Origin of the sequence: Rhizobacter sp., from assembly GCF_032229685.1 — a bacterium.
GTDB lineage: Bacteria > Pseudomonadota > Gammaproteobacteria > Burkholderiales > Burkholderiaceae_C > LMDS01.
This window is the reverse complement of record NZ_JAVTWP010000012.1, coordinates 110959-135387: the sequence shown is the minus strand read 5'-3', so window position 1 is coordinate 135387 and position 24429 is coordinate 110959. Positions and strand designations below refer to the sequence as shown.

Sequence of the window (24429 nt, the reverse complement as noted above, 5' to 3'; positions counted from 1 at the left end):
CTAGAGTCCGTGCCTCGGCACGCCACCTATCATTCAGCCCCTTGCTCTCACGAAGAGCGTCACCGTTCAACTTTCTGGAACCACCCATGAAATTCCGCGGATTCATCTTGACCACGCTCGCCGCGAGCGCCTTGCTGGGCGGCGCCGGCGCGGCCTTGGCCGCCAAGACCCTGGTGTATTGCTCCGAGGGCAGCCCCGAAGGTTTCAACCCGCAGTTCTTCACCACCGGCACCACCGCCGACGCGTCGTCGGTGCCGATGTACAACCGCCTCGTCGAGTTCGACACGGGCACCACCAACATCATCCCGGGCCTGGCCGAAAGCTGGACCGCGGCGGCCGACGGCCTGTCGTACACCTTCAAGCTGCGCAAGGGCGTGAAGTTCCACAGCAACGCCAAGTTCACGCCCACGCGTGACTTCAACGCCGACGACGTGCTGTTCTCGTACAACCGGCAGGCCGACCCGAACCACCCGTTCGCCAAGGTCACGCCGGGCCAGACCTACGCGTACTTCGAAGACATGGACATGAAGAACATCGTCGACCGCGTCGAGAAGGTCGATGCGATGACGATCAAGTTCGTGCTGAAGAAGCCCGAGGCGCCCTTCATGGCCAACCTGGCGATGGACTTCGCCTCCATCCACTCGGCCGAATACGCCGACAAGATGATGGCCGCCAAGACACCCGACGTGATCGACAAGGAGCCGATCGGCACCGGCCCGTTCCAGTTCGTCTCGTACCAGAAAGACGCGGTCATCCGCTACAAGGCTTTCGACGCGCACTGGGGCGGCCGCCCGAAGATCGACAACCTGGTCTACGCCATCACGACCGACGCGTCGGTGCGTTACGCCAAGCTGAAGACCGGCGAGTGCCACGTGATGGCCTTCCCGAAGCCGGCCGACGTGGCGCTGATGAAGAACGACCCGAACATCAACCTGGTGCAGCAGAACGGCCTGAACGTGGGCTACATCGCGTTCAACGTCGAGAAGAAGCCCTTCGACAACAAGCAGGTTCGCCAGGCCTTGAACATGGCCGTCAACAAGAAGGCCATTCTCGACGCCGTGTTCCAGGGCGCCGGCCAGGTCGCCAAGAACCCGATCCCGCCCACGCTCTGGTCTTACAACGACAAGGTCACCGACTACGTGTACGACCCGGCCAAGGCGAAAGAACTGCTGGCCAAGGCCGGCTTCCCGAACGGCACCGAAGTCGAACTCTGGTACCTGCCCGTCACGCGCCCCTACAACCCTGACGGCAAGCGCATGGCCGAGCTGATCCAGGCCGACTGGGAAAAGATCGGCGTCAAGACCAAGCTGCTCACCTTCGAGTGGGGCGAGTACCGCAAGCGCAGCAAGGTGGGCGAACAGCACGCCATGATGTTCGGCTGGTCGGGCGACAACGGCGACCCGGACAACTTCTTCGTGCCGCTGCTCGGCTGCTCGGCCGTGAAGGCCGGTGGCAACGTGGCGCGCTGGTGCAACAAAGACTTCGAAGACGCGATCCAGAAGGCCAAGAGCGTGACCAAGCAGGCCGACCGTGCCGCGTTCTACGAGAAGGCGCAGCTCATCGCCAAGGAAGAAGCGCCGTGGATCACCATTGCCCACTCGGTGCGCTTCGACCCGGTGCGCAAGGAAGTGACCGGCTACAAGATGGACGCGACCGCGCACCACTACTTCAACAAGGTCGACATGCCCGACAAGTGATGCGCCCGCATCACCTCGCCACAGCGATCGACAAGGGGGCTCGCGCCCCCTTTTTCCTGACCGCCTCGCCCTGACATGTTCACCTTCATCGCCAAACGCCTGGGCCTCGTGCTGCCCACGTTCATCGGCATCACGCTGCTGGTGTTCGCATTGATCCGCCTGCTGCCGGGCGACCCGGTCGAAGCGCTTTCGGGCGAGCGCGGCATGACGACCGAACGCTACGAACGCCTGATCCACGAGTTCGGCCTCGACCGGCCTCTGCCGGTGCAATACGCCGACTACCTGTGGAAGGCCGTGCACGGCGACCTGGGCTTCTCGACGATCACGCACGAGCCGGTGTTCAAGGAGTTCATCACGCTGTTCCCGGCCACGATCGAGCTGAGCGTCTGCGCGATGCTGCTGGCGCTGGTGATCGGCCTGCCGGCCGGCATCCTCGCCGCCGTGAAGCGCAACTCGGTGTGGGACTACTCGGTGATGGGCGCCTCGCTCACCGGCTTTTCGATGCCGATCTTCTGGTGGGGCCTGCTGCTGATCCTCACCTTCTCGGTCACGCTCGGCTGGACGCCGGTGTCGGGCCGCATCGCGATCCAGTTCGACATTCCGCCAGTCACCGGTTTCATGCTGATCGACTCGCTGCTCTCGTCCGACAAGGGCGCGTTCAAGAGCGCGCTGTCGCACCTGATCCTGCCGTCGATCGCGCTCGGCACGATCCCGCTCGCCGTCATCGCGCGCATGACACGCTCGTCGATGCTCGAAGTGCTGCGCGAAGACTATGTGCGCACCGCACGCGCCAAGGGTGCGTCCACGTTCCGCATCGTCGGCATCCACGCCTTGCGCAACGCGCTGATCCCGGTCGTTACCACGATCGGCCTGCAGGTGGGCACGCTGCTCGCCGGCGCCATCCTCACCGAGACGATCTTCTCGTGGCCCGGCATCGGCAAATGGCTGGTCGAGGCGATCCACCGGCGTGACTACCCTGCGGTGCAAGGTGGCATCCTCTTATCGGCCACCGTCATCATCGGCGTGAACCTGATCGTCGACGTGTTGTACGGCGTGATCAACCCGCGCATCCGCCACACATGAGCGCCAACCCTGACGTCATCGTGCAGGAGCAGGCGCCGCCCTCGCCCTTCACTGAGCTCTGGCGCGACTTCCGCCGCAACCGCGGCGCCCTGGTCGGCCTGGCCGTGATCGCCGCGCTGGTGCTGTGCGCGCTGTTCGCCGACGTGATCGCGCCCTATTCGCCAAAAGAACAGTTCCCCGACGCGGTGCTCAAGGCGCCGTCCACGCAGCCGATCGGCGGCCACGTGTTCCTGCTCGGGACCGACCCGGTCGGGCGCGACGTGCTCTCGCGTCTGATCCACGGCACGCGGCTGTCGCTGGTCATCGGCCTGGTGTCGGTCGGCCTGTCGCTCACCGGCGGCATCTTGCTCGGCCTGTTCGCGGGTTACTTCCGCGGCGGTGTCGAGTTCACGATCATGCGGCTGATGGACATCATGCTGGCGCTGCCCAGCCTGCTGCTCGCCGTGGCCGTGGTCGCGATCCTCGGGCCGGGCTTGATGAACGCGATGTACGCGATCGCGATCGTGATGCTGCCGCACTTCGTGCGCCTGACCCGCGCCGCCGTGATCGGCGAAATGGGAAAGGACTACGTGGCCGCCTCGCGCATCGCCGGCGCCGGCACGGCACGGCTGATGTTCGACACCGTGTTGCCGAACTGCGCCGCACCGCTGATCGTGCAGACGACGCTTGGTTTTTCGACCGCCATCCTCGACGCCGCGGCGCTCGGGTTCCTCGGCCTGGGCGCGCAGCCGCCCACACCCGAGTGGGGCTCGATGCTGGCGAGCGCGCTCGAATTCATCCAGAGCGCGTGGTGGGTCGTCACGCTGCCGGGCCTGGCGATCCTGGTCTCGGTGCTGGCTTTCAATTTGATGGGCGACGGGCTGCGCGATGCGCTCGACCCGAAGCTCAAACGCTGACCGTCATGGCTCTCCTCGAAGTCGAAAACCTGCGCGTCGAATTCGGTTCCGAAGCCGCGCCATTCAAGGCCGTCGACGGCATGAGCTTCACGCTCGACGCCGGCGAAGTGGTCGGCGTGGTCGGTGAATCGGGCTCGGGCAAGAGCGTGACCGCGCTCGCCCTGATGGGACTGATCGACGAGCCCGGCCGCGTGCGCGCACAGCGTTTGATGTTCGATGGCCGCGACCTGCTGACCATGCCGGTCAAGGACCGCCGCCAGTTGCTCGGCAAAGACATCGCGATGATCTTTCAGGACCCGATGACGAGCCTGAACCCGTGTTTCACGGTCGCCTTCCAGCTGATGGAAACGCTGAAGATCCACGAAGGTGGCAGCAAGGCCGCGCTGCGCGCGCGTGCGCTCGAGCTGCTGCGCGCGGTCGAGATCCCCGACGCCGAACGCCGCCTCGACGCGTATCCGCATCAACTGTCAGGTGGCATGAGCCAGCGCGTGATGGTGGCGATGGCGATCGCCTGCAACCCGCGCCTGCTCATCGCCGACGAACCGACCACCGCGCTCGACGTGACCATCCAGGCGCAAATGCTCGCGCTGCTGCTGAAGCTGCAGAAAGAACGCGGCATGGCCTTGCTGCTCATCACGCACGACCTCGGCGTGGTCGCCGAGATCGCGCAGCGCGTGCTCGTGATGTACGCCGGCCAGCTGGTCGAGACCGCTCATGTGCCGCAGGTCTTCGACGCGCCGCGCCACCCTTACACCGAAGCACTGTTGTCGGCCTTGCCCGAGCACAACATCGGAAAGCGCCGCCTGAGTTCGATGAGCGGCGTGGTGCCGGGTGCCTACGACCGCCCCGCCGGTTGCCTGCTCGCGCCACGCTGCCCGCACGTGCAGCCGCGTTGCCGCAGCGAGCAGCCGCCGCTCGTCGGCGAGCCCGGCGCGCAGGCGCGATGCTTCTATCCGTTGACGCAGAGCGCGGAGGTGGCGGCATGACCGACACGACCGCGCCGGTGCTCGAAGCGCAGGCGCTCGCGAAGCACTACACCGTCTCGACCGGCTTTCTCAAACCGAAGGCCACGGCGCGCGCGCTCGACGGCGTGTCGTTCACACTCGCCGCCGGCCACACGCTCGCCGTGGTCGGCGAATCGGGTTGCGGCAAGAGCACGCTCGCGCGCCAGCTCACGATGATCGAAGCGCCGACCAGCGGCACGCTGAAGCTGAACGGCGCCGACGTGACCCACGCCGACGCCACAGTGAAAAAGCAGTTGCGCCAGCAGGTGCAGATGGTGTTCCAGAACCCGTTCGCGAGCTTGAACCCGCGCAAGAAGATCGGCCACGCGCTCGAAGAGCCGCTGGCCATCAACACGCCGCTCGGCGCCGAGGCGCGCACCGAAAAAGCCCGCGCGATGATGGCCCGCGTGGGCCTGCGGCCCGAGCACCACGCGCGTTACCCGCACATGTTCTCGGGCGGCCAGCGCCAGCGCGTCGCGATCGCGCGCGCCTTGATGCTGCAGCCCAAAGTGGTGGTGCTCGACGAGCCGGTCTCGGCACTCGACGTGTCGATCCAGGCCCAGGTGCTGAACCTGCTGATGGACCTGCAAGACGAAACGCAGGTCGCCTACGTCTTCATCTCGCACAACCTCGCGGTGGTCGAACTCATCGCCGACGAAGTGCTCGTGATGTACCTCGGCAAGGTCGTCGAGCAGGCGCCCAAGACCGCGCTCTTCGCCGCGCCGCGCCACCCGTACACGCGCGCGCTGCTCGCCAGCACGCCACGCATCGATGCCGCGGCGCGGCAGACCCGCCAGGTGCTCACGGGCGAACTGCCCTCACCGCTGAACCCGCCGAGCGGCTGCGCTTTCCACAAGCGCTGCCCGTTCGCAGTGCCGCGTTGCGAGGCCGAGGTGCCGGTGCTCGAAGAGCTGGGGGGCGGGCAGCGGGTGGCTTGTCACCGGGTCCACGAGATCGTGTGACGCATTCCCCCGCGCGCCGGCAAATTTACCGGCGCGAAACATGCTTGACGGACGCCTGCGCTACAACGCGCCGAAACGAACCGAAGGCGAGCTTCATGAACACGACCACGCACCTCCGGCTGCTTGCCGGTGCCCTTGTTGTCGCGAGCCTGAGCGCCTGTGGCGGTGGCGGCGGCTCCGACACCGGCACACCCGCCAGCCCCGACACCGCCCAGCGCACCCAGGCCGCCACCACCACCGCCGCGAACAACGCCAATTGCGTGGCCGTGAAGCCCTTCTACTGGGAGATCGGCGACAAGACCGGCCTCATGGCCAGCGGTTCGGTCAACGCCACCGGCTCGCCTCTGACCTACACCGCCTCGACCGTGATGAACATCGCCTCGGCCTCGAAGTGGCTCTACGGTGCCTACGTGGTCGAACGCCGTGGCTCGGCGGGCCTGAGTGCCAGCGACATCAAGTTCCTGAACTTCCGCAGCGGCTACACCAGCTTCACCAGTTGCAGCCCCACGCAGACCGTGGGCTCGTGCGTGGCCTCGTCGACCAACGGGGTCTACACCGCCGCGAGCGACGGCAAGTTTCTCTACGACGGCGGCCACATGCAGGTGCACGCCAGCCTGATGGGGCTGGACGCGCTCGACAACACCGCCCTGGCCACCGAAATCGAAAGCCAGCTCGGCAGCGACGTCGACATCGCCTACAGCCAGCCGCAGCTCGCCGGCGGCGTGCGCACCAACGCCGACAACTACGCGCGCTACCTCCGCAAGCTGCTGGGCGGCCAGCTGCGCATGGGGGCCGCACTCGGCAGCAACCCGGTGTGCACCAACCCGCTGACCTGCAACGGCACGGCCCTGGGCACGCCGATCCCCGGCAACGAAAGCTGGCAGTACTCGCTCGGGCACTGGGTCGAGAGCGACCCGGCGGTGGGCGACGGCGCCTTCAGCAGCGCCGGCGCGTTCGGCTTCTACCCGTGGGTCGATGCAGGCAAGCGTTACTACGGCATCGTGGCGCGGCAAGATTTCCTGAACGCTGCTGCGGGGGTTGCGTCGGCGTATTGCGGGCGCTTGATTCGCAAGGCCTGGGTGACGGGGGCGGCGCAGTAGCGCAAAGCAACCGGCGGTTTGCGACAATCGGGGCATGACCTCGACCGACCTGCAAGCCACGATCGCCCACATGGGCGCTGCCGCCCGTGCCGCGAGCGCCCGCATGGCGGCGGCGTCCACCGCTTCGAAGAACAACGCGCTGCTCGCGCTGGCGCGCTTGCTCCGCAGCGAAACCGCGCCGCTGCAGGCCGCCAACGCACAAGACATCGCCGCCGCGCAGAGCGCCGGCCTGGCCGCGCCGATGGTCGACCGCCTCAAGCTCACGCCGGGCATCCTCGACACCGTGGCCCAAGGCTGCGAGCAGATCGCCGCCATGCCCGACCCGATCGGCGAGATCACGAACCTGGCGCTGCGCCCGAGCGGCATCCAGGTCGGCCAGATGCGTGTGCCGCTCGGTGTGTTCGGCATGATCTACGAGAGCCGGCCGAACGTGACGATCGAAGCCGCTTCGCTTGCCATCAAGAGTGGCAACGCCTGCATCCTGCGCGGCGGCTCGGAGGCGATCCATTCCAACCTGGCACTCTGGAAGGTCGTTCAGGCTGCGCTCGTCGAAGCCGGCCTGCCGCCCGACGCGGTGCAACTGGTGCAGACGACCGACCGCGCGGCGGTCGGCTTCCTGATCGCCTCACCCGAAGCGGTCGACGTGATCATTCCGCGCGGCGGCAAAGGCTTGATCGAGCGCATCAGCCGCGAAGCGAAGGTGCCGGTCATCAAGCACCTCGACGGCAACTGCCACGTGTATGTCGACGCCAGCGCCGAGCTCGAACTGGCGCTGCGTGTGACCGACAACGCCAAGACGCAGAAGTACAGCCCGTGCAACGCCGCCGAATCGCTGCTGGTGCATGAGGCGATCGCGCCCGCGTTTCTGCCACGCATCGGCGCGCTGTTCGCGGCCAAGGGTGTCGAGATGCGCGGCGATGCGGCGGCACTCGCCCTGCTGGCCCCGGTGCCCGCAGCAAAGCTCGCGGCGGCGACCGAGCAGGACTGGGCCGAGGAATACCTGGCGCCGGTCATCAGCGTGAAGATCGTGGCCGGCCTCGACGAAGCCATCGCGCACATCAACCGCTACGGCTCGCACCACACCGACGCCATCCTCACCGACACGCACTCGCACGCGATGCGCTTCCTGCGCGAGGTCGATTCGGCGAGCGTGATGGTGAACGCGTCGACGCGTTTTGCCGACGGCTTCGAATACGGCCTCGGCGCCGAGATCGGCATCAGCACCGACAAGTTCCACGCCCGCGGGCCGGTCGGCATCGAGGGCCTGACCTCGATGAAATGGGTCGTGCTGGGCCACGGCGAAACCCGAGGCTGACGCCGCTGCGGGCTTGGGCGAGAATCGCGCCCATGACCGACACCCGCCGTGCACTCGTCCTCTTCTCGGGCGGGCAGGACTCGACCACCTGCCTCGTGTGGGCGCTGCAGCGCTACGCCCACGTCGAGACCATCGGCTTCACTTACGGCCAGCGCCACCTGGTCGAACTCGACTGCCGCGTTCCGGTACGCGAACAGTTGCGCAAGCAGTTCCCGCACTGGGCCCACCGGCTCGGCGCCGACCACCTGATCGACCTGTCGCTGCTCGGCCAGATCTCGGACACCGCGCTCACCGACGAGCGCCAGATCGAGATGAAGGCCGGCGGCCTGCCCAACACCTTCGTGCCGGCGCGCAACCTGCTGTTCTTCAACTTCGCGGCCGTGATCGCGCACCGGCGTTCGCTCAGCGTGCTGGTGGGCGGCATGTGCGAGACCGACTTTTCGGGCTACCCTGATTGCCGCGACAACACGCTCAAGGCACTGCAGGTCGCGCTCAGCCTCGGCCTCGACGCGCCGATGACGATCGACACCCCGCTCATGTGGCTCGACAAGGCGCAGACCTGGGCGCTGGCAGAACAACTCGGCGGCGAGCCGCTGATCGAACTCGTGGTCGAGCACACCCACACCTGTTACCTGGGCGACCGGCGCCAACGCCACGCCTGGGGCTACGGCTGCGGCATGTGCCCGGCCTGCGATCTGCGCCGCAACGGCTTCGACACCTGGCTCAACGCCGGCATGGGCGTGGCCACCGACAGCCTCGACAGCGACACCGGCAGCACGCTCGACGGCGAAAGCGAGTTCACGCCGTTCGCCGACACCAACGCCGACCCCCAGTTGCGCCGGGGCCGCTGAGTCCGGTTTGAGCACCTTTCAGATCGTCTGCTGCGTGGTCGGCGCCGCGCTGGTGTTCTGGGTCGTGGGGGCCTACAACCGGCTCGTCGGCTTGCGCAGCGCCATCGTGCGCCAGTTCGCACCGGTCGACGAACAGTTCAGGCTGCGCCACGCGCTGCTGCACGAACAGCTCGAAACGCTGGCACCGCTGCTCGGCGACACCGGCCTGTCGCTCGACGCACTGAACGCGGCCTGCCAGCAGGCCGAAGCCGCTTGTTCCCATGCTCGGCTGCGGCCCGGCTCGAGCGGTGCGATCGCGAGCCTGCGGCTGGCCGAAGAGATCCTGAACGAATCGCGCGCGCGCCTGGCCGCGCAATGGCCGGCGAACGCCGAAGCGCAGGAACTCGGTGCCCGCATCACCGCGACCGACACCACGCTGGCGTTCGCACGGCGCCAGTTCAACGACGCGGTGCTGGAGTACAACCACGCCGTGAAGCAGTTTCCGACGGTCCTGATCGTCAGCCTGTTCGGCTTCAAGGCCGCAGGCACCTTGTGAGGCCTGCCCACCCATGGATGACAACCGGCACAACGAAGAGCCTTCGGCCGAACAGAAGAACGAATGGCACGAGGCCGCGGCCGCCGCGCTGGGGCGCGTCAACGGTGCGCTGGAGTTGCAGGCCGCCCTGCTCGCCCTGATGCTGCCGGCCGGCAGCCGCCGCGCCGAACGGGCTTGGGCGGCCGACAACGAAACACTGCCCGAAGCACAGGCGCTGCTCGCTCACGTGGGCCACCTGCAGGCGAATGCACGCCTGCCGTGGTTCGAGCAACTGCTCTCGCGCATGCGGCGCCAGCCCTTGCCGGCGCGCCAGGCGCTGCTCGAAGCGACACGCCGGGTGATGCAGGCGCGCGGCTCGGTGCGGCCGATCGACCGCCTGCACTGGCTCGCGATGCGGCAGCGGCTCGGTGGCAACGCCGCCGTGAAGGTCAAGACCGCGGCCAGCGTGGAGTTGTCTCAACTCGAAGGCGACATGCTGAACGCGATCGCGAGCTACAGCGCCTTCCTGTCGCGCATGGTGCCGGCGGAGGCGACCGACGCCAATAGCCCAGGTGCCGGCCCGGCCTGGTACGCGAGCGTGATGGCGCCTTGGCAACAGCATGGCGAGGTGCCGGCCTGCGTGCCGCCCGACACCGACGCGCTGGTGTCGGCATTGCACGAGCTTCAGGTGCTGGCCTGGATGCAGCGGCCGGTGCTGGTGCGCGGCTGGTTCGACGCGGCCGTGGCCCACAGCGTGCACCGCCGCCTCGGCGTGGGCGCCGCCGACGCGCTGCGCCTGAGTTGCACCTTGCTCGACTCGCCGCTGCCGCCGGCGCTCGCCAAGCTGTTCATTGAGGTGCCCGGCGCCAGGCCTGCCCACTGAACGGGCCCGTCGCTCATCTCGTGCAGATGGAGGGGTCCGAATCCGGCCAGCCTTCCATGGCCGCGGCAACTAAGCTGTTGTCAGCTCATGTCGAGCGCCAGACTGAACAGGGGTGACCATGGCATCGATTCGCCGCGAGATCATGATCGAGACAGACGCCGCCGCCGTGTGGGACGCCCTGCGAGACGTCGGCGCGCTGCACACCCGAGTGGCCAAGGGCTTTGTGACGCACTGCGAGTTCGACGGCGACGCCAGAACGGTCACTTTCGCGAACGGGCTCGTCGCCCGGGAGCTGATCCTCAGCGTCGACGATGCCGAGCGGCGCATTGCGTGGTCGGTCGTGGGCGGCCGGCTGAGCCACCACAACGCGTCGTTGCAGGCCTTCGCCGAAGCGCCCGAGCAGACCCGGGCGGTCTGGATCTGCGATCTGCGGCCCGACGAACTGGCGCCCACCGTGGCCGGCATGATCGAACACGGGCTGCGCGCCATGAAGGGAACGCTGGAAGCTGCGCGGGTCAGCGCCTGACGGGCCACCGGGCCGTCAGCGCATCGGCATCCACTTCTGCGTGCTCGTGGCCGAGGCCACCGTGCGTTCGATGAAGCGCACACCCCGCGCACCGTCTGCGATGCGCGGGTAGTCGGCTTCGGCGGCCGATGCGGGCCGCCCGCTCGCGATGCGCGAGCGCAGGTCGGTGGCGACGCCGGCGTACAGGTTCGCGAAAGCCTCGATGAACGCTTCGGGGTGACCAGCCGGCAGGCGGCAGGCGCGCTTCGCGGCATCGCTGAGCCAGGGCGAGTTGCGCGTCAGGATCATCTTTGGGCCGTCGATCGGTGCGTGGACCAGGTGGTTCGGGTCTTCCTGGCGCCAGTCGAGCATGCCGCGCTCGCCGAACACACGCAGCCGGATGTCGTTTTCGTTGCCGGCCTCGATCTGCGAAGCGATCAAGACACCCCGCGCGCCGTTCGTGAAACGCAACAGCAGGTTGCCGTCGTCGTCGAGCCGGCGGCCGGGCACGAAGCTCGTCAGGTCGGCGCACAGGCTCTCGATCTCGAGGCCGGTGACGCTGAGCGCCAGGTTCTCGGCGTGCGAGCCGATGTCGCCGATGGCACCGGCGATGCCGCTGCGTGCCGGGTCGGTGCGCCAGTCGGCCTGCTTGTTGTGGGTGCCTTCGAGTTGCGTGGCGAGCCAGCCCTGGTGGTATTCGACGATCACCTTGCGCACTGCGCCGATCGTGCCGGCGCGCACCATCTCGCGCGCCTGCCGCACCATCGGGTAGCCCGTGTAGTTGTAGGTCACCGCGAACAGCGTGCCCTGCTTCGCGACACGCGCGACGAGGTCGTCGGCCTGCTCGCTGGTGTGCACGAGGGGCTTGTCGCAGACGACGTGGAAACCGGCGTCGACGAAGGCGCGCGCCACGTCGTAGTGCACATGGTTCGGCGTGACGATGCTGACGACGTCGATGCGTTCTTCGGGCGGCCGCTTCAGTTCGTCGTCGAGCAGCGCCTGCCAGCTGCCGTGGTTGCGGCTGTCGTGCAGCCCGAGATCAAAACCCGAGGCGCGCGCCTTGTCGGGCGACGACGAGAGCGCGCCAGCCACCAGCGTGTACTGCCCGTCGAGCGCCATCGCATGGCGGTGCACGGCGCCGATGAAGGCATCGCGCCCACCGCCGACCATCGCATAACGGAGCGGGCGTGTCATGCCGACGCTGCCTGCTTCTTCTTGTCGAACACCGCATCGAATGCGCCCTGCGCCGGCTCGAAGTCGAGCCGCTTGCAGAAGGCCGCACTTTCGGTGGCGCCGTGCACGCGGTCCATGCGGCTGTCTTCCCATTCGACCGAGAGCGGGCCCTGGTAGCCCACGTCGTTGAGCGCCACGATCAGCGACTCGAAGTCGATCATGCCGCGGCCGACGCTGCGGAAGTCCCAGGTGCGGCGCGCGTCGCCGAAGCTGGTGTGCCCGCCGAAGGTGCCGACCGTGCCGTCGCCCTTGCCCCACCACACGTCTTTCATGTGCGCGTTGAAGATGCGCGGGCCGAAAGTGCGGATGAAGCGGATGTAGTCGACGCCCTGGTAGCCGAGGTGGCTGGGGTCGAAGTTGAAGCCGAAGCGGCGGTGGCCATTCACCGCGGCGATCGCGCGTTCGCTGCTCGCGATGTCGAACGCGATCTCGGTCGGGTGCACCTCGAGCGCGAAGTTCACGTCGCACTCGTCGAATGTGTTGAGAATGGGTGTGAAGCGCGCGCCGAAGTCGGCGAACCCGGCGTCCCAATACGCCTGCGTGGTCGGCGGGAAAGCGTAGATCGAGTGCCAGATCGACGAGCCGGTGAAGCCGGTCACGGTCTTCACGCCGAACGCCTGTGCCGCACGCGCCGTGTCTTGCAACTCGCGCGCGGCGCGGCGGCGCACGCCTTCGGGGTCGCCATCGCCCCACACGTGCGTGGGCAGGATCGATTCGTGGCGCGCGTCGATCAGGTCGCACACCGCCTGGCCGACCAGGTGGTTGCCGATCGCGAAGCACTGCAGGCCGTGTTTCGCGAGCAGCGCCCGCTTGTCGGCCACGTAGTGCTTCGACGCGAGCGCCTCCTGCACATTGAAATGGTCGCCCCAGCACGCCAGCTCCAGGCCGTCGTAACCCATGCGTTTGGCCAGTGGCGCGAGTTCGGCGAGCGGCAGGTCGGCCCATTGGCCGGTGAAAAGCGTGACGGGGCGGGTCATGTTCAGCTCCTTGCGCTCAGATCAGAACGGCGAGTCCGGGAAGTAGAAGTCCTTGGCCTTCTCTTTGGTGATCAGCACCGAGGGCACGATGTTGTTCGCGGGCAGCTTCTCGCCCTTGCGGCGCGCCTCGGCCGTCATCTTGATCGCGTCGTACATGAACTTCGGCGAGTAGGAGACGTTGGCCTGGATGCGCGGATCGCTGCCGTCCATCAGCGTCTTGATGCTGCCCTTGGCGCCGGCGCCGCCGAACACCAGCTTGATGTCGGTGCGCTTGGCCTGGTCGATGGCCTTGAGCACGCCGACCGACATGTCGTCGTCGGCGGCCCAGACGGCATCGATGTGCTTGAAGCGGGTCAGGAAGTCCTGCATCACCTTGAACGCGTCGTCGCGGTTCCAGTTGCCGTACTTGGCGTCGAGCAGCTTGATGCCGGGGTGGTTCTTCAGCACCGCGTTGAACGCGTCCATGCGCTCGTTGTCGAGGGTGGTGGCGATGCCGCGCAGCGCGACGATCTCGCCCTTGCCACCGAGCTTCTGCGCGATGTACTCGGCCGGGATCTTGCCGAACGCCGTGTTGTCACCGGCGACGTAGGCGTCCTGGCCCGACGGGTTGGTGAGGCCGCGGTCGACCACGGTGACGTACACGCCCTTGCTGTGGATCTGCTCGACCGGCTTGGTGAGCGGGCCCGACTCGAACGGGAAGACGACCAGCGTGTCGATCTTCGTCACCGTCATCAGGTCTTGCAGCTGGTTGGCCTGCTCGCCGGCGTTGGCCGCGGTCTTGATCGTGACCTTCACGTCCGGGTACTTCTTCTCGAGCTCTTTCTTCGCCTCGTTGGCCCACCACACGATGCCGGCGGCGAAGCTGTGCGTGGCGGTCGGGATCGACACGCCGACGTTGACCTTGGTCTGCGCGAAGGCGCCGGCACTGCCGGCCGCCAGCGCCAGCGCGAGTACGGTTCTGCGGGTGATGAGCTTCATGGTTTGTCTCCGTTTCTGGACTGATGGAAATGCAGCGACTTGCTGCGGTGGAAAAACTAGCGTCGTCTTTGCATGAACGCGACGATGATGATCACGAACCCCTGCACCGCCGCGTTCAGGTACACGCTGATCACGCTGGTGAGGTTGAGGATGTTGCTGATGACCGAGAGCAAGACCGCGCCGATCACGGTGCCGGTGATGCTGCCCGCGCCGCCCTTGAGCGCCGTGCCGCCGACGATCACCGAGGCGATCGCCTCCAGCTCCCAGAGCAGGCCGGTCGTCGGCGAGGCCGAGCCCAGGCGCGGCACGTAGAGCAGCGTGGCCACGCCGACGCAGGCGCCGAGCAGCACGTAGGTCAGCAGCTTGACTCGGTCGACGTCGACGGCGGCGTAGCGCGCGACCTGCTCGTTCGAGCCGATCGCCTGCACGTAGCGGCCGTACGCGGTGCGGTTCAGCAGCAGCGCGCCGATCACGGCGACGACGAGAAAGACCCACACCGGCATCGGCACGCCCAACAGCGCGCCGTAGTAGACCGGGGCGTAGACGTCGGCGAGCTTGTCGTCGAGCGTGAGCGCGCCGCCGTTGGACAGGTAGGTCAGGTAGGCGCGAAAGATGCCCAGCGTGCCGAGCGTGACGATGAACGGCTCGATGCGACCGCGCGTGATCAAGAGGCCGTGCGCCATGCCGAACAGTGCCCCCAGCAGCACGGCAGAAGCGGCACCGATCGCGACGATCGCCAGCGGCGGCAGCCCTTGCGTGCCGAGGTGGTTCATCAGCCAGATCACGCAGCCGGCGATCAGCGCCGCCATCGAGCCGACCGACAGATCGATGCCGCCGCTGATGATCACGAAGCACATGCCCACCGCGATGATGCCGATGAAAGCGGTGCGGGTCAGCACGTTCATCGCATTGTCGAGCGTCGCGAAGTCGCGGTTGAGCAGCGTGCCGGCGATGCACAGCAGCAGCAGGCCGGCGACCGGCCCCACGCCGTGCAGGCGCGACCACCAGCCGCGCGCGGCCGAGCCTTCGGTGCGTGCCCTCTCAGTGCGTTCCTGTGGCATGGCGGATCAGAACCTCTTCGCTGAGTTGGGCGTCCACTGCCAGCGTGGCCTGCACGGCGCCGCCACGCATCACGACGATGCGGTGGCAGATGCCGATCAGCTCCATCAGCTCGGACGAAATGACGATCACCGCGCGGCCTTCACGGGCCAGGCGCTGGATCAGGAAATAGATGTCGCGCTTGGCACCGACGTCGACGCCGCGCGTCGGCTCGTCCAGCACGATCACTTTCGGCTCGGGGTGCAGCACTTTTGCGAGTGCGAGCTTCTGCTGGTTGCCGCCGGACAGCGACGAGGCCTTGATCGTCAGCGAGCCGGTGCGGATGCCGAAGTCGGCGACCGCCGTCTTCAGCGCTGCCTTCTCCGCGTCGGGCTGGAGCCACGGCGCGGCGTACTGCCGCAGCGCCATCAGCGTGAGGTTCTCGCGCAAGCCGAAGTCGACGTGCAGGCCCTTGCCCTTGCGGTCTTCGCTCAGGTAGGTCAGGCCCTGGTCGGCCGCTTCGCGCGGGCTGCGCAAGCGCAGCTCGCGGCCATCGAGCTCGACCCGCGCCACCTGGTGCGGGCGCAGGCCGAGCAGCCCTTCGAACAGCTCGGTGCGGCCGGCGCCGACGAGGCCGGCGAAGCCGAGGATCTCGCCCGGCGCCACCTCGAAGCTCACGTCGCGGGCCCAGCCCGGCACCGTCAGCGACTGCACCTTCAGCCGTGGGGCCGCCAGCGGCCGCGTGTCGCGGGGCGGGTAGAGATCACTGAGTTCGCGGCCGACCATCAGGTTGGCCATCTGCTGGCGCGCCAGGTCGGCGGTGATCCCGCGCGTGACGAACAGGCCATCACGCATCACCACGATCTCGTCGGTCACGCGCTCCACTTCGTCGAGCTTGTGCGAGATGTAGACCACCGTCACGCCGTCGGCCTTGAGCTGCGCGATCAGCGCGAACAGGCGCTCGGTTTCACCGGGCGTGAGCGTGGCGGTGGGCTCGTCCATGATGAGCAGCCGCGCGCGGCGCTGCAGCGCCTTGGCGATCTCGACCAGCTGCTTCTCGGCGACGATCAGGTGCTTAACGAGCGTGTCCGGGCTCGCGGCCAGGCCCACCTGCTGAAGCACGCGCGAGGTCTCGGCGCGCATCACGGTGTCGTCGAGCCACAGGCCACGCGTGAGTTCGTGGCCGAGAAAGATGTTCTGCGAGATCGTCAGGTCTTCGGCGAGCGCGAACTCCTGGTGGATCATCACGATGCCTTTGGCCTCGGCGTCGCGCGGGCCGTCGAAGCGCACGGGCGTGCCGTCGATGCGCAGCTCGCCGCCGCTCAAACCTTCGTAGCCGGCCAGGATCTTCATCAGCGTGCTCTTGCCGGCGCCGTTCTCGCCGAGCAGGCCCACGACGCGGCCGGGCGCGAGATCGAAGCTCACGCCGTGCAGCACTTCGACGGGCCCGAAGGACTTCACCACCTTGTCGAACGCCACGGCCGTCATGCGGGCACCTTTCCCCGCGCGCGCAGCGTTTCCTGCAGCGCGAGAACCCCCGCACCGATCAACCCCGACTGGTCGCCGAGCGGCGAGTAGAGGATCTCGAGGTGCCGCGTCGACAGCGCCAGCGAGCGCTGGTACACGCTTTGCCGCAGCGACGCCAGAAAGAGCGGCCCGATGCGCGTGACCCCGCCGCCGACGAACACGTGCGACGGGTTGAAGAAGTTGACGACCGACGCGAGCATCTGCCCGATCAGCGTGCCGGCGCGCTGCACGATCGCGTTCGCGGCGGCGTCGCCGGCGCGGCCGGCGTGGCCCACGTCTTCGGGCGCGAGCTGGCCCTGCGCGGCCAGGCGCTCGGCGAGCATCGGGCTGGCCCCGCTGCGCGCCGCTTCGGCGGCCAGGCGGGCGATCGCCGGGCCGGCCGCCATGGTCTCCACACAGCCCAGGTTGCCGCAGTGGCAGCGCGGGCCGGAAGGGTCGACGCAGATGTGGCCCACGTCGCCAGCCGAGCCGTTGGCACCGCGGTAGACCTCGCCGTGGCAGACCACGCCGCAGCCGATGCCGGTGCCGACCTTGATGACGAGAAAATTCGGCAGCGCGCGCTTCAGGCGCCACAGCTCGCCGAGCGCCATCAGGTTCACGTCGTTGTCGACCCAGACCGGCGCGTCGTAGTCGGCGCGCAGGTCGTCGCGGATCGAGTAACTGTCCCAGTGCGGCATCAGCGGCGGCTCGACGAGCTGGCCGCTGGCGAAGTCGACCGGCCCCGGCACGCCGACGCCGATGCCGATCACCTGGCGCGGCTTGAAGCCGCCACGCGCCAGCAGCTCGCGCATCAGCGTGCGCATGCGTGACAACACGATGCCCGGGCCGGCGCGCACGTCGATCGGCTCGCCATGACGCGCCAGCACCTGCAAGTCGGGTGTGAGCACCGCCACTTCGACACTGGTGGCACCGAGCGCGGCGCACAACAACACGCCCAGGCCGCGGTGCAGTTGCAGGGTTTCGGCGCGGCGCCCGCCCGAAGAGGCGAGCGGGCCGACCTCGTCGAGCCAGCCCTGCTCGATCAGGCCGGCGACCACGGCGTTCGCGCGCGTCTTCGAGAAGTCGAGGTGCGACGACAAAGCCTCGCGCGACGGGCCGTGCGACCAGAACACGCCTTCGAGCACGCTCAGTTCATTCGCCGACAGCTGCGCCCAACGGCTCATCGCGGGTTGTCTCCAGGTGGTTCTGCGACCGCGCTCTGCGGCACGGTGCACAAATCTTAGGAGCCAGACTTCAGCCGCACAAGATCAATCTTTGACCTGATTTGGGTTTATCTCGAAAAACCACCTGCTGCAGTCATCCTCAGAAGCCGATGTCCATCAACACCTGCGGGCCGCTGAACTTGTATTCGAGCTTGCCGCGCCAGTCGTCGCGGGTGGCTCTGAGCCGGTAGTCGTCGAACCGGTAGCCCAGGCCCACACCGACGTTCGGCGTGAATCGGTAGATCAGGTTGGCCTGCATGTTCAGCAGCTTGCCGCGGTAGTCGCCGACCTTCAGCGACAGCACATCGATGCGCCCCGAAGCCAGCCAGTTCGGAGCGAACGCGACGCCGGCGTACACCCCGAGCGTGGGCAGTGGCACCACCTCTTCCCGCTGCTCGCGCCGCGAAGACACGGGCTGGCCGTTGACCAGACCATCGCCCTGCAACGCCACCTTGAAGTCGGTGACATGCAGGCCGAGCACGGCGCCGACTTCAGCGTCGGGCGTCTTGAAGAACGAGTAGCCCAGGCCCACCCGGTAGACCTGCGAGTCGAACTGGCTCGCCACGTTGGCCGTGACCGGATAGACCGTGTCGTCGACCGTGATGCTGCCGTTCACGAGGTTCTGGCGTGCGCTGCGCGCCAGCTTGAAGTACTCGAACTCGGCGCGCCAGGCGTCGCCAAAACGGCTGCCGATCAACAAGGCCGGCAGCGTCTTGCGGTCGGCCAGGCCCAGGTCGCGCTCGAAGCTCAGTTCGGTGCCGGCGCCGGTGCTCGGGCTGATCTGCAGCTTCGACTCGATGCTCGGCCGGTAGCCGCTGATCTGGAACCAGAACGACTGGTCGAGGCCCTGCCCGTTGTCAGCCCATGCCGGCACCGCCGCAGCGAGCAGTGCAAAACCTCGGAACACGGTTGTCAGGTTCATGGTCGTCTCGCTCCTCGTCGTGTCAAGGTCAACTTTTGTTGCGCGGCCGTGCACGCTAGCACAGGCCGCACCACACTGGCGCAAACCCGGGCTGACAGTGCCAGCAGCCCGCCCTAGCATCGGTGCACCCCATGCGCAGCAGCGCGCCGCAGAACCCCCTGCCCCGCGCGGAACAGGACTCGTTGCAAGCCACCGACATCCAGCACCCCGACTACTTTCACAAGGTCGTCGATTGCCAGTGGGCCTGCCCGGCCCACACCCCGGTTCCCGAGTACATCCGCCTGATCGCGGCGGGCCGCTTCACCGACGCCTACATGGTGAACTGGGCGTCCAACGTGTTCCCGGGCATTCTCGGCCGCACCTGCGACCGGCCGTGCGAGCCGGCCTGCCGGCGCGGCCGCGTCGAAGAAGCGCAGGCCACGCAGCCCGAGCCGGTGGCCATCTGCCGCCTGAAGCGTGTGGCGGCCGACTTCAAGGAAGACGTCACCGACCGCTTGCCCACCCTGGTGGCGGCGAAGAACGGCAAACGCATCGCCTGCGTGGGCGCCGGGCCGGCGGCGCTCACGGTGGCCCGCGATCTCGCGCCGCTCGGTTATTCGGTCACGGTGTTCGACGGCGAGGCCCAGGCCGGCGGCATGATCCGCTCGCAGATCCCGCGCTTTCGCCTGCCCGAAGAAGTGATCGACGAAGAGACCGGCTACGTGCTCAAGCTCGGTGTCGAGTTCCGTGCCGGCACGCGCATCGATTCAATGAAAGCATTGCTCGCCGAAGGCTGGGACGCGGTCTTCGTCGGCTCGGGCGCGCCGCGCGGGCGCGACCTCGCGATCCCCGGCCGCGCCGAAGCCGCGTCGCACATCCACATCGGCATCGACTGGCTGTCGTCAGTCTCGTTCGGCCACGTCACGAAGATCGGCAAACGCGTGATCGTGCTCGGCGGTGGCAACACCGCGATGGACTGCTGCCGCAGCGCCAAGCGGCTGGGCGGCGACGACGTGAAGGTGATCGTGCGTTCGCCGGCCGCCGAGATGAAAGCCTCGCCCTGGGAGAAGGAAGACGCGGCGCACGAAGGCATCCCGATCCTCGACTGCCTGGTGCCGAAGGCCTTTCTTCACGAAGGCGGCAAACTCGTCGGCATGTCGTTCGACAAGGTGCGCGCGGTGCGTGATGCGAACGGCAAGCGACAGCTGGTCTCGACGAACGAGCCCGAACAGGTGTTCGATTGCGACGAAGTGCTGGTGGCGGTCGGCCAGGAGAACGCGTTCCCCTGGATCGAGCGCGACGCGGGCGTGGCCTTCAACGAACACGGCATGCCGCAGCTCGACGCCACCACCTTGCAATCGAGCCGACCCAACGTGTTCTTCGGCGGCGACGCCGCGCTCGGGCCGAAGAACATCATCTGGGCCGTGGCGCAAGGCCACGCCGCTGCGATCTCGATCGACAAGTTCCTGCACGGCGAAGACGTGAGCGAACGCCCGGCGCCTGGCGTGACGCTGGTGTCGCAGAAGATGGGCATCCATCAGTGGAGCTACGACAACGACGTGACACCCGAGCTGCGCCACAAGGTGCCGTGGCACGACGTGAACAAGTCGCTGCGCAACATCAAGATCGAGGTCGAGCTCGGCTTCGACCCGGCCACCGCGTGGAAAGAAGCGCAGCGTTGCCTGAACTGCGACGTGCAGACGGTGTTCAACACCGGCCAGTGCATCGAATGCGACGCGTGTGTCGACATCTGCCCGACCGACTGCATCAGCTTCACCACGAATGGCGACGAAGCCGATCTGCGCACGCGGCTGCGCGCACCGGCACGGCACGCCGACCAGGCCTTGTACGTGTCTGGCGACCTGAAGACCGGGCGCGTGATGGTGAAAGACGAAGACGTGTGCCTGCACTGCGGCCTGTGCGCCGAACGCTGCCCCACCGGCGCCTGGGACATGCAGAAGTTCCTGATCGACCTGACGCAGGCCGGGCGCGGCTGCCGCACCGAACGGCGCAGCGAGAAGAGGAAGGCCGCATGAAGAAGCCCCAGCGCATCGAAGCGGTCAACGACTTCGTCGTCAAGTTCGCCAACGTCAACGGCTCGGGCTCGGCCTCGGCCAACGAGCTGTTCGCGCGCAGCCTGCTGCGCATGGGCGTGCCGGTGAGCCCGCGCAACATCTTCCCGAGCAACATCCAGGGCCTGCCCACCTGGTACGAGGTGCGTGTCAACGAACACGGTTACCAGGCGCGGCGCGGCGGCGTCGACCTGATGGTGGCGATGAACCCGCAGACCTGGGAGAAAGACGTCGCCGAGCTGGAGCCCGGCGGCTACCTGATGTACGACAGCTCCAAGCCGATGCCGGCCGGCGCGTTCCGCGATGACATCCACGTGCTCGGCGTACCGCTGACCGACCTGTGCGCCACGCGCTACACCGACCCGCGCGAACGCCAGTTGCTGAAGAACATCGTCTACGTCGGCGTGCTGGCCGCGATGCTCGGCATCGAGCCCGAAGTGATCGCCACGCTGCTCGGCGAGCAGTACAAGGGCAAGGCCAAGCTGATCCAGCCCAACCTCGACGCTTTCATGATGGGGCTGCACCACGGCCGCGAATACTTCGACGACGCGCTCGGGCTGAAGGTGGAGCGGCGTGACGCGGTCGGCCAACGCATCTTCATGGAAGGCAATGCGGCCGCCGCGCTCGGCTGCGTGTACGGCGGCGCCACGGTGTGTGCGTGGTACCCGATCACGCCGAGTTCGTCGGTCGCCGAAGCCTTCCAGAAATACTGCTCGAAGCTGCGCGTCGACAAAGCCACCGGCAAGAACAAGTTCGCGATCGTGCAGGCCGAAGACGAGATCGCCTCGATCGGCATCGTCACCGGCGCGGGCTGGAACGGCGCGCGCGCCTTCACCTGCACCTCGGGGCCGGGTGTGTCGCTGATGACCGAGTTCATCGGCCTGGCCTACTTCGCCGAGATCCCGGTCACGATCATCAATGTGCAGCGTGGCGGGCCGAGCACCGGCATGCCCACGCGCACCCAGCAGGCCGACGTGATCAGCTGTGCTTATGCCTCGCACGGCGACACCAAGCACGTGCTGCTGTTCCCCGAAGACCCGCACGAGTGTTTCGAGTTCGGCGCCAAGTGCCTCGACCTGGCCGACCGCCTGCAGACCCCGGTGTTCCTGATGACCGACCTCGACATCGGCATGAACCACCGCCTGTGCGAGCCGCTGGCGTGGGACGACACGCAGCGCATGGACCGCGGCAAGGTGATGACGGCCGCCGAGCTCGAAGCCGGCAAGGATTTCGGGCGTTACCTCGACGTCGACGGCGACGGCATCCCCTACCGCACCTACCCCGGCACGCACGAGAAGAAGGGCGCGTACTTCACGCGCGGCACCACGCGCGACTCGTATGCACGCTACTCCGAGGCCGGGCCCGACTACCTCTACAACGTCGAGCGGCTGCTGAAGAAATTCGAGACCGCCAAGGATCTGGTGCCGCAGCCCGTGAAGCGCGCGGCCGCCAAGCCCACGCGCTTCGGCGTGATCCACTACGGCTCGACCAGCCCGGCGATGCACGAGGCCTTCGACACGCTGCAGGCGCAAGGCATTCACGTCGACACGCTGCGCATCCGCGCGTTCCCGTTCAGCGCTGCGGTCGACGCGTTCATCGCCGCGCACGACACCGTGTTCGTGATCGAACAGAACCGCGACGCGCAACTGCGCACGCTGCTGACCACCGAACAGGAAATCGACCCGGCGCGGCTGCAGCCGATCCTGCACTACGACGGCACGCCGATCACGGCGCGCTTCATCACCGCGGCGATTGCCAAACACATCCAGGCGCACAACGTCGAGCCGATCAAGAAGAAGGGCCAAGCAGCATGACCTACCTGGCCAAACCGAAACTGCACCACCCCACGCTGCCTGCAAACAAGCTCGGCCTGACGCGGCGTGACTACGAAGGCAAGATCAGCACGCTGTGCGCCGGCTGCGGGCACGACTCGATCTCGGCCGCGATCGTGCAGGCCTGCTGGGAGCTCGAGATCGAGCCGCACCTCGTGGCCAAGCTCTCGGGCATCGGCTGCTCGTCGAAGACGCCCGACTACTTTCTCGGCAACTCGCACGGCTTCAACACCGTGCACGGCCGCATGCCCTCGGTGGCGACCGGTGCCAACCTCGCGAACCGCGAGCTGCTCTACCTCGGCGTCTCGGGCGACGGCGACTCGGCCAGCATCGGCCTCGGCCAGTTCGCCCACGCGATGCGGCGCGGCGTGAACATGACCTACATCGTCGAGAACAACGGCGTCTACGGCCTGACCAAGGGCCAGTTCTCGGCCACCGCCGACCAGGGCAGCAAGAGCAAGAAAGGCGTATTGAACACCGACACCGCGATCGACCTCGCAGCGCTCGCGCTGCAGCTCGGTGCCACGTATGTCGCCCGCAGTTTCTCGGGCGACAAGGAACAGCTCGTGCCCTTGATCAAGGGCGCCATGCGGCACCGCGGCGCGGCATTGATCGACGTGATCAGCCCTTGTGTCGCGTTCAACAACCACGCCGGCAGCACCAAGAGCTACGACTACGTGCGCGCCCACAACGAAGCCGTGAACCGGCTCGACTTCATGCCGCGCCGCGACGCCATCACGGCGATGTACGCGCCCGGCGAAGTGATCGAGGTGACGCAGCACGACGGCAGCGTGCTGCGCCTGCGCAAGCTCGCAGCGGGTTACGACGCGGGCGACAGGCTCGCCGCGATGAGCCACCTCGCCACGCACGAATCGCGCGGCGAGATCCTCACCGGGCTCTTGTACGTGAAGGGCGATGCCGACGACCTGCACGCGCACCTGAACACGGTCGATGTGCCGCTCAACCGGCTCGGCGACGCGCAGTTGTGCCCGGGCGCGGCGGCGCTGGCCGCGATCAACGCCGAACTCGCCTGAAGGGCGCGGCCCTTCAGCGCACCAGACCGCGCCGGTGCTCCAGCGCCGGCAACTGCGTGCGCACCGAAGCGGTCCGCGTGCCGTCGATGTCGGCCAGCACCACGCCTTCGCCTTCGGGCAACACCGAGACGACCTTGCCCCACGGATCGACCACCATGCTGTGGCCGAAGGTGCGCCGGCCGTTGTCGTGGGTGCCGCCTTGCGCGGCCGCGATCACGTAACTTTGGTTCTCGACCGCCCGCGCGCGCAGCAGCAGTTCCCAGTGCGCGAGTCCTGTGGTGTGCGTGAACGCCGCGGGCACCGACAGCAGGTCGCAAGGCGGGTGCATCAGTTCGCGGTACAGCTCGGGGAAGCGCAGGTCGTAACACACGCTCAGGCCGACGCGCAGCGTGCCCGCCTGCACGGCCATCAGCTGGCCGCCGGCACAGATCGCGTGGCCTTCGTCGTAGCGCTCGCGGCCGTTGTCGTAGCGAAACAGGTGGATCTTGTCGTAGCGCGCGGCCAGCGTGCCGTCGGGCGCGTAGACGCAGTTGCTGTTGAACACGCGGTCGGGGTCGCCGCTGCGGATCGGCAGGGTGCCGCCGATCAGCCACACGCTGTGCTCGCGCGCTGCGCCAGCCAGCATCTGCTGGATCGGGCCGGTGCCGGGCTCTTCGGCCACCGCGAGCTTGTCGTGGTCGTGGTGGCCCATCAGGCAGAAGTACTCCGGCAGCACGACGAGTTCTGCGCCAGCCCCGGCCGCCTGCGCCAAGAGTCGGCGCGCGGCTTCGAGGTTGCGCTCGACGCTGCTCGTCGAGACCATCTGCACCGCGGCGACTTTCATGC

At 67.6% G+C, this 24429-nt stretch carries 22 protein-coding genes; 14 read left to right on the top strand and 8 right to left on the bottom strand.

The window, feature by feature from the left end:
- The first annotated feature begins 86 nt into the window (after positions 1 to 86).
- The 11 genes from AC30PD_RS06230 to AC30PD_RS06180 all read left to right on the top strand — a co-directional run bounded on the left by AC30PD_RS06230 (position 87) and on the right by AC30PD_RS06180 (position 10831).
- Positions 87 to 1697, top strand: a complete 1611-nt coding sequence (locus AC30PD_RS06230; protein WP_489534788.1) for an ABC transporter substrate-binding protein — start codon at positions 87 to 89, stop codon at positions 1695 to 1697.
- 75 nt (positions 1698 to 1772) lie between these two features.
- Positions 1773 to 2780, top strand: a complete 1008-nt coding sequence (locus AC30PD_RS06225; RefSeq protein WP_489534787.1) for an ABC transporter permease subunit — start codon at positions 1773 to 1775, stop codon at positions 2778 to 2780.
- A complete protein-coding gene (locus AC30PD_RS06220) occupies positions 2777 to 3676 on the top strand; it encodes an ABC transporter permease subunit (protein ID WP_489534786.1) in 900 nt (299 codons plus the stop codon). Before AC30PD_RS06225 ends, AC30PD_RS06220 begins: the two co-directional genes overlap by 4 nt.
- Positions 3677 to 3681: 5 nt before the next feature.
- Positions 3682 to 4662, top strand: a complete 981-nt coding sequence (locus AC30PD_RS06215; RefSeq protein WP_489534785.1) for an ABC transporter ATP-binding protein — start codon at positions 3682 to 3684, stop codon at positions 4660 to 4662.
- Positions 4659 to 5642: a dipeptide ABC transporter ATP-binding protein gene (locus tag AC30PD_RS06210; RefSeq protein ID WP_489534784.1), complete on the top strand. Its 984-nt coding sequence runs from the start codon at positions 4659 to 4661 to the stop codon at positions 5640 to 5642. The genes AC30PD_RS06215 and AC30PD_RS06210 overlap by 4 nt, the downstream gene beginning before the upstream one ends.
- Before the next feature lie 95 nt (positions 5643 to 5737).
- Positions 5738 to 6742 (top strand): hypothetical protein, encoded by a 1005-nt coding sequence (locus AC30PD_RS06205; RefSeq protein ID WP_489534783.1) that lies wholly within the window; start codon positions 5738 to 5740, stop codon positions 6740 to 6742.
- A 34-nt stretch (positions 6743 to 6776) separates the two neighbouring features.
- Positions 6777 to 8057, top strand: a complete 1281-nt coding sequence (locus tag AC30PD_RS06200) for a glutamate-5-semialdehyde dehydrogenase (protein ID WP_489534782.1) — start codon at positions 6777 to 6779, stop codon at positions 8055 to 8057.
- Positions 8058 to 8089: 32 nt separating this feature from the next.
- On the top strand, positions 8090 to 8908 hold the full coding sequence (gene queC, locus AC30PD_RS06195) for a 7-cyano-7-deazaguanine synthase QueC (protein ID WP_489534781.1): 819 nt from the start codon (positions 8090 to 8092) through the stop codon (positions 8906 to 8908).
- 7 nt (positions 8909 to 8915) lie between these two features.
- On the top strand, positions 8916 to 9443 hold the full coding sequence (locus tag AC30PD_RS06190; protein ID WP_489534780.1) for a LemA family protein: 528 nt from the start codon (positions 8916 to 8918) through the stop codon (positions 9441 to 9443).
- 13 nt (positions 9444 to 9456) lie between these two features.
- Positions 9457 to 10305 carry a hypothetical protein gene (locus AC30PD_RS06185; RefSeq protein ID WP_489534779.1) on the top strand — a complete coding sequence of 283 codons (849 nt, stop codon included), beginning with the start codon at positions 9457 to 9459 and terminating at the stop codon, positions 10303 to 10305.
- A 118-nt stretch (positions 10306 to 10423) separates the two neighbouring features.
- Entirely contained in the window at positions 10424 to 10831 is a 408-nt protein-coding gene (locus AC30PD_RS06180) for an SRPBCC family protein (protein WP_489534778.1), read from the top strand.
- 15 nt (positions 10832 to 10846) lie between these two features.
- Here AC30PD_RS06180 and AC30PD_RS06175 read toward each other — a convergent pair whose 3' ends face one another.
- The 7 genes from AC30PD_RS06175 to AC30PD_RS06145 form a co-directional block, all read right to left on the bottom strand.
- Positions 10847 to 12004, bottom strand: coding sequence for a Gfo/Idh/MocA family protein (locus tag AC30PD_RS06175; protein ID WP_489534777.1), 1158 nt, complete (start codon positions 12002 to 12004; stop codon positions 10847 to 10849).
- Positions 12001 to 13020: a sugar phosphate isomerase/epimerase family protein gene (locus AC30PD_RS06170; RefSeq protein WP_489534776.1), complete on the bottom strand. Its 1020-nt coding sequence runs from the start codon at positions 13018 to 13020 to the stop codon at positions 12001 to 12003. Before AC30PD_RS06170 ends, AC30PD_RS06175 begins: the two co-directional genes overlap by 4 nt.
- 21 nt (positions 13021 to 13041) lie before the next feature.
- A complete protein-coding gene (locus AC30PD_RS06165) occupies positions 13042 to 13998 on the bottom strand; it encodes a substrate-binding domain-containing protein (RefSeq protein WP_489534775.1) in 957 nt (318 codons plus the stop codon).
- Positions 13999 to 14054: 56 nt separating this feature from the next.
- Positions 14055 to 15059, bottom strand: a complete 1005-nt coding sequence (locus AC30PD_RS06160) for an ABC transporter permease (protein ID WP_489534774.1) — start codon at positions 15057 to 15059, stop codon at positions 14055 to 14057.
- On the bottom strand, positions 15040 to 16524 hold the full coding sequence (locus tag AC30PD_RS06155; RefSeq protein WP_489534773.1) for a sugar ABC transporter ATP-binding protein: 1485 nt from the start codon (positions 16522 to 16524) through the stop codon (positions 15040 to 15042). Before AC30PD_RS06155 ends, AC30PD_RS06160 begins: the two co-directional genes overlap by 20 nt.
- Entirely contained in the window at positions 16521 to 17726 is a 1206-nt protein-coding gene (locus tag AC30PD_RS06150; RefSeq protein ID WP_489534772.1) for an ROK family protein, read from the bottom strand. The genes AC30PD_RS06155 and AC30PD_RS06150 overlap by 4 nt, the downstream gene beginning before the upstream one ends.
- Before the next feature lie 139 nt (positions 17727 to 17865).
- The gene (locus AC30PD_RS06145) at positions 17866 to 18687 is read right to left on the bottom strand and encodes a hypothetical protein (protein WP_489534771.1); all 822 of its coding nucleotides are present in this window, start codon (positions 18685 to 18687) and stop codon (positions 17866 to 17868) included.
- 182 nt (positions 18688 to 18869) lie between these two features.
- Here AC30PD_RS06145 and AC30PD_RS06140 point away from each other — a divergent pair, with 182 nt between their 5' ends.
- The 3 genes from AC30PD_RS06140 to AC30PD_RS06130 are packed head-to-tail and all read left to right on the top strand — an operon-like array spanning position 18870 to position 23604.
- Entirely contained in the window at positions 18870 to 20702 is a 1833-nt protein-coding gene (locus AC30PD_RS06140) for an FAD-dependent oxidoreductase (protein ID WP_489534964.1), read from the top strand.
- Positions 20699 to 22552, top strand: coding sequence for a 2-oxoacid:acceptor oxidoreductase subunit alpha (locus AC30PD_RS06135; RefSeq protein WP_489534770.1), 1854 nt, complete (start codon positions 20699 to 20701; stop codon positions 22550 to 22552). The genes AC30PD_RS06140 and AC30PD_RS06135 overlap by 4 nt, the downstream gene beginning before the upstream one ends.
- A complete protein-coding gene (locus AC30PD_RS06130; RefSeq protein ID WP_489534769.1) occupies positions 22549 to 23604 on the top strand; it encodes a 2-oxoacid:ferredoxin oxidoreductase subunit beta in 1056 nt (351 codons plus the stop codon). Before AC30PD_RS06135 ends, AC30PD_RS06130 begins: the two co-directional genes overlap by 4 nt.
- Positions 23605 to 23617: 13 nt before the next feature.
- Here the strand turns inward: AC30PD_RS06130 and AC30PD_RS06125 are convergent, their stop codons facing one another.
- Positions 23618 to 24427 (bottom strand): carbon-nitrogen hydrolase family protein, encoded by an 810-nt coding sequence (locus tag AC30PD_RS06125; protein ID WP_489534768.1) that lies wholly within the window; start codon positions 24425 to 24427, stop codon positions 23618 to 23620.
- Between the last annotated feature and the right edge of the window lie 2 nt (positions 24428 to 24429).

What these genes read in the sequence shown, in the direction of transcription:
- AC30PD_RS06230 (WP_489534788.1), top strand. Translation starts at nt 87, where the DNA reads ATGAAATTCCGCGGATTCATCTTGACCACGCTCGCCGCGAGCGCCTTG.
- AC30PD_RS06125 (WP_489534768.1), bottom strand. Translation starts at nt 24,427, where the DNA reads ATGAAAGTCGCCGCGGTGCAGATGGTCTCGACGAGCAGCGTCGAGCGC.
- AC30PD_RS06180 (WP_489534778.1), top strand. Translation starts at nt 10,424, where the DNA reads ATGGCATCGATTCGCCGCGAGATCATGATCGAGACAGACGCCGCCGCC.
- AC30PD_RS06160 (WP_489534774.1), bottom strand. Translation starts at nt 15,059, where the DNA reads ATGCCACAGGAACGCACTGAGAGGGCACGCACCGAAGGCTCGGCCGCG.
- AC30PD_RS06210 (WP_489534784.1), top strand. Translation starts at nt 4,659, where the DNA reads ATGACCGACACGACCGCGCCGGTGCTCGAAGCGCAGGCGCTCGCGAAG.
- AC30PD_RS06215 (WP_489534785.1), top strand. Translation starts at nt 3,682, where the DNA reads ATGGCTCTCCTCGAAGTCGAAAACCTGCGCGTCGAATTCGGTTCCGAA.
- AC30PD_RS06205 (WP_489534783.1), top strand. Translation starts at nt 5,738, where the DNA reads ATGAACACGACCACGCACCTCCGGCTGCTTGCCGGTGCCCTTGTTGTC.
- AC30PD_RS06135 (WP_489534770.1), top strand. Translation starts at nt 20,699, where the DNA reads ATGAAGAAGCCCCAGCGCATCGAAGCGGTCAACGACTTCGTCGTCAAG.
- AC30PD_RS06200 (WP_489534782.1), top strand. Translation starts at nt 6,777, where the DNA reads ATGACCTCGACCGACCTGCAAGCCACGATCGCCCACATGGGCGCTGCC.
- AC30PD_RS06175 (WP_489534777.1), bottom strand. Translation starts at nt 12,004, where the DNA reads ATGACACGCCCGCTCCGTTATGCGATGGTCGGCGGTGGGCGCGATGCC.
- AC30PD_RS06145 (WP_489534771.1), bottom strand. Translation starts at nt 18,687, where the DNA reads ATGAACCTGACAACCGTGTTCCGAGGTTTTGCACTGCTCGCTGCGGCG.
- AC30PD_RS06185 (WP_489534779.1), top strand. Translation starts at nt 9,457, where the DNA reads ATGGATGACAACCGGCACAACGAAGAGCCTTCGGCCGAACAGAAGAAC.
- queC (WP_489534781.1), top strand. Translation starts at nt 8,090, where the DNA reads ATGACCGACACCCGCCGTGCACTCGTCCTCTTCTCGGGCGGGCAGGAC.
- AC30PD_RS06155 (WP_489534773.1), bottom strand. Translation starts at nt 16,524, where the DNA reads ATGACGGCCGTGGCGTTCGACAAGGTGGTGAAGTCCTTCGGGCCCGTC.
- AC30PD_RS06165 (WP_489534775.1), bottom strand. Translation starts at nt 13,998, where the DNA reads ATGAAGCTCATCACCCGCAGAACCGTACTCGCGCTGGCGCTGGCGGCC.
- AC30PD_RS06150 (WP_489534772.1), bottom strand. Translation starts at nt 17,726, where the DNA reads ATGAGCCGTTGGGCGCAGCTGTCGGCGAATGAACTGAGCGTGCTCGAA.
- AC30PD_RS06130 (WP_489534769.1), top strand. Translation starts at nt 22,549, where the DNA reads ATGACCTACCTGGCCAAACCGAAACTGCACCACCCCACGCTGCCTGCA.
- AC30PD_RS06225 (WP_489534787.1), top strand. Translation starts at nt 1,773, where the DNA reads ATGTTCACCTTCATCGCCAAACGCCTGGGCCTCGTGCTGCCCACGTTC.
- AC30PD_RS06170 (WP_489534776.1), bottom strand. Translation starts at nt 13,020, where the DNA reads ATGACCCGCCCCGTCACGCTTTTCACCGGCCAATGGGCCGACCTGCCG.
- AC30PD_RS06220 (WP_489534786.1), top strand. Translation starts at nt 2,777, where the DNA reads ATGAGCGCCAACCCTGACGTCATCGTGCAGGAGCAGGCGCCGCCCTCG.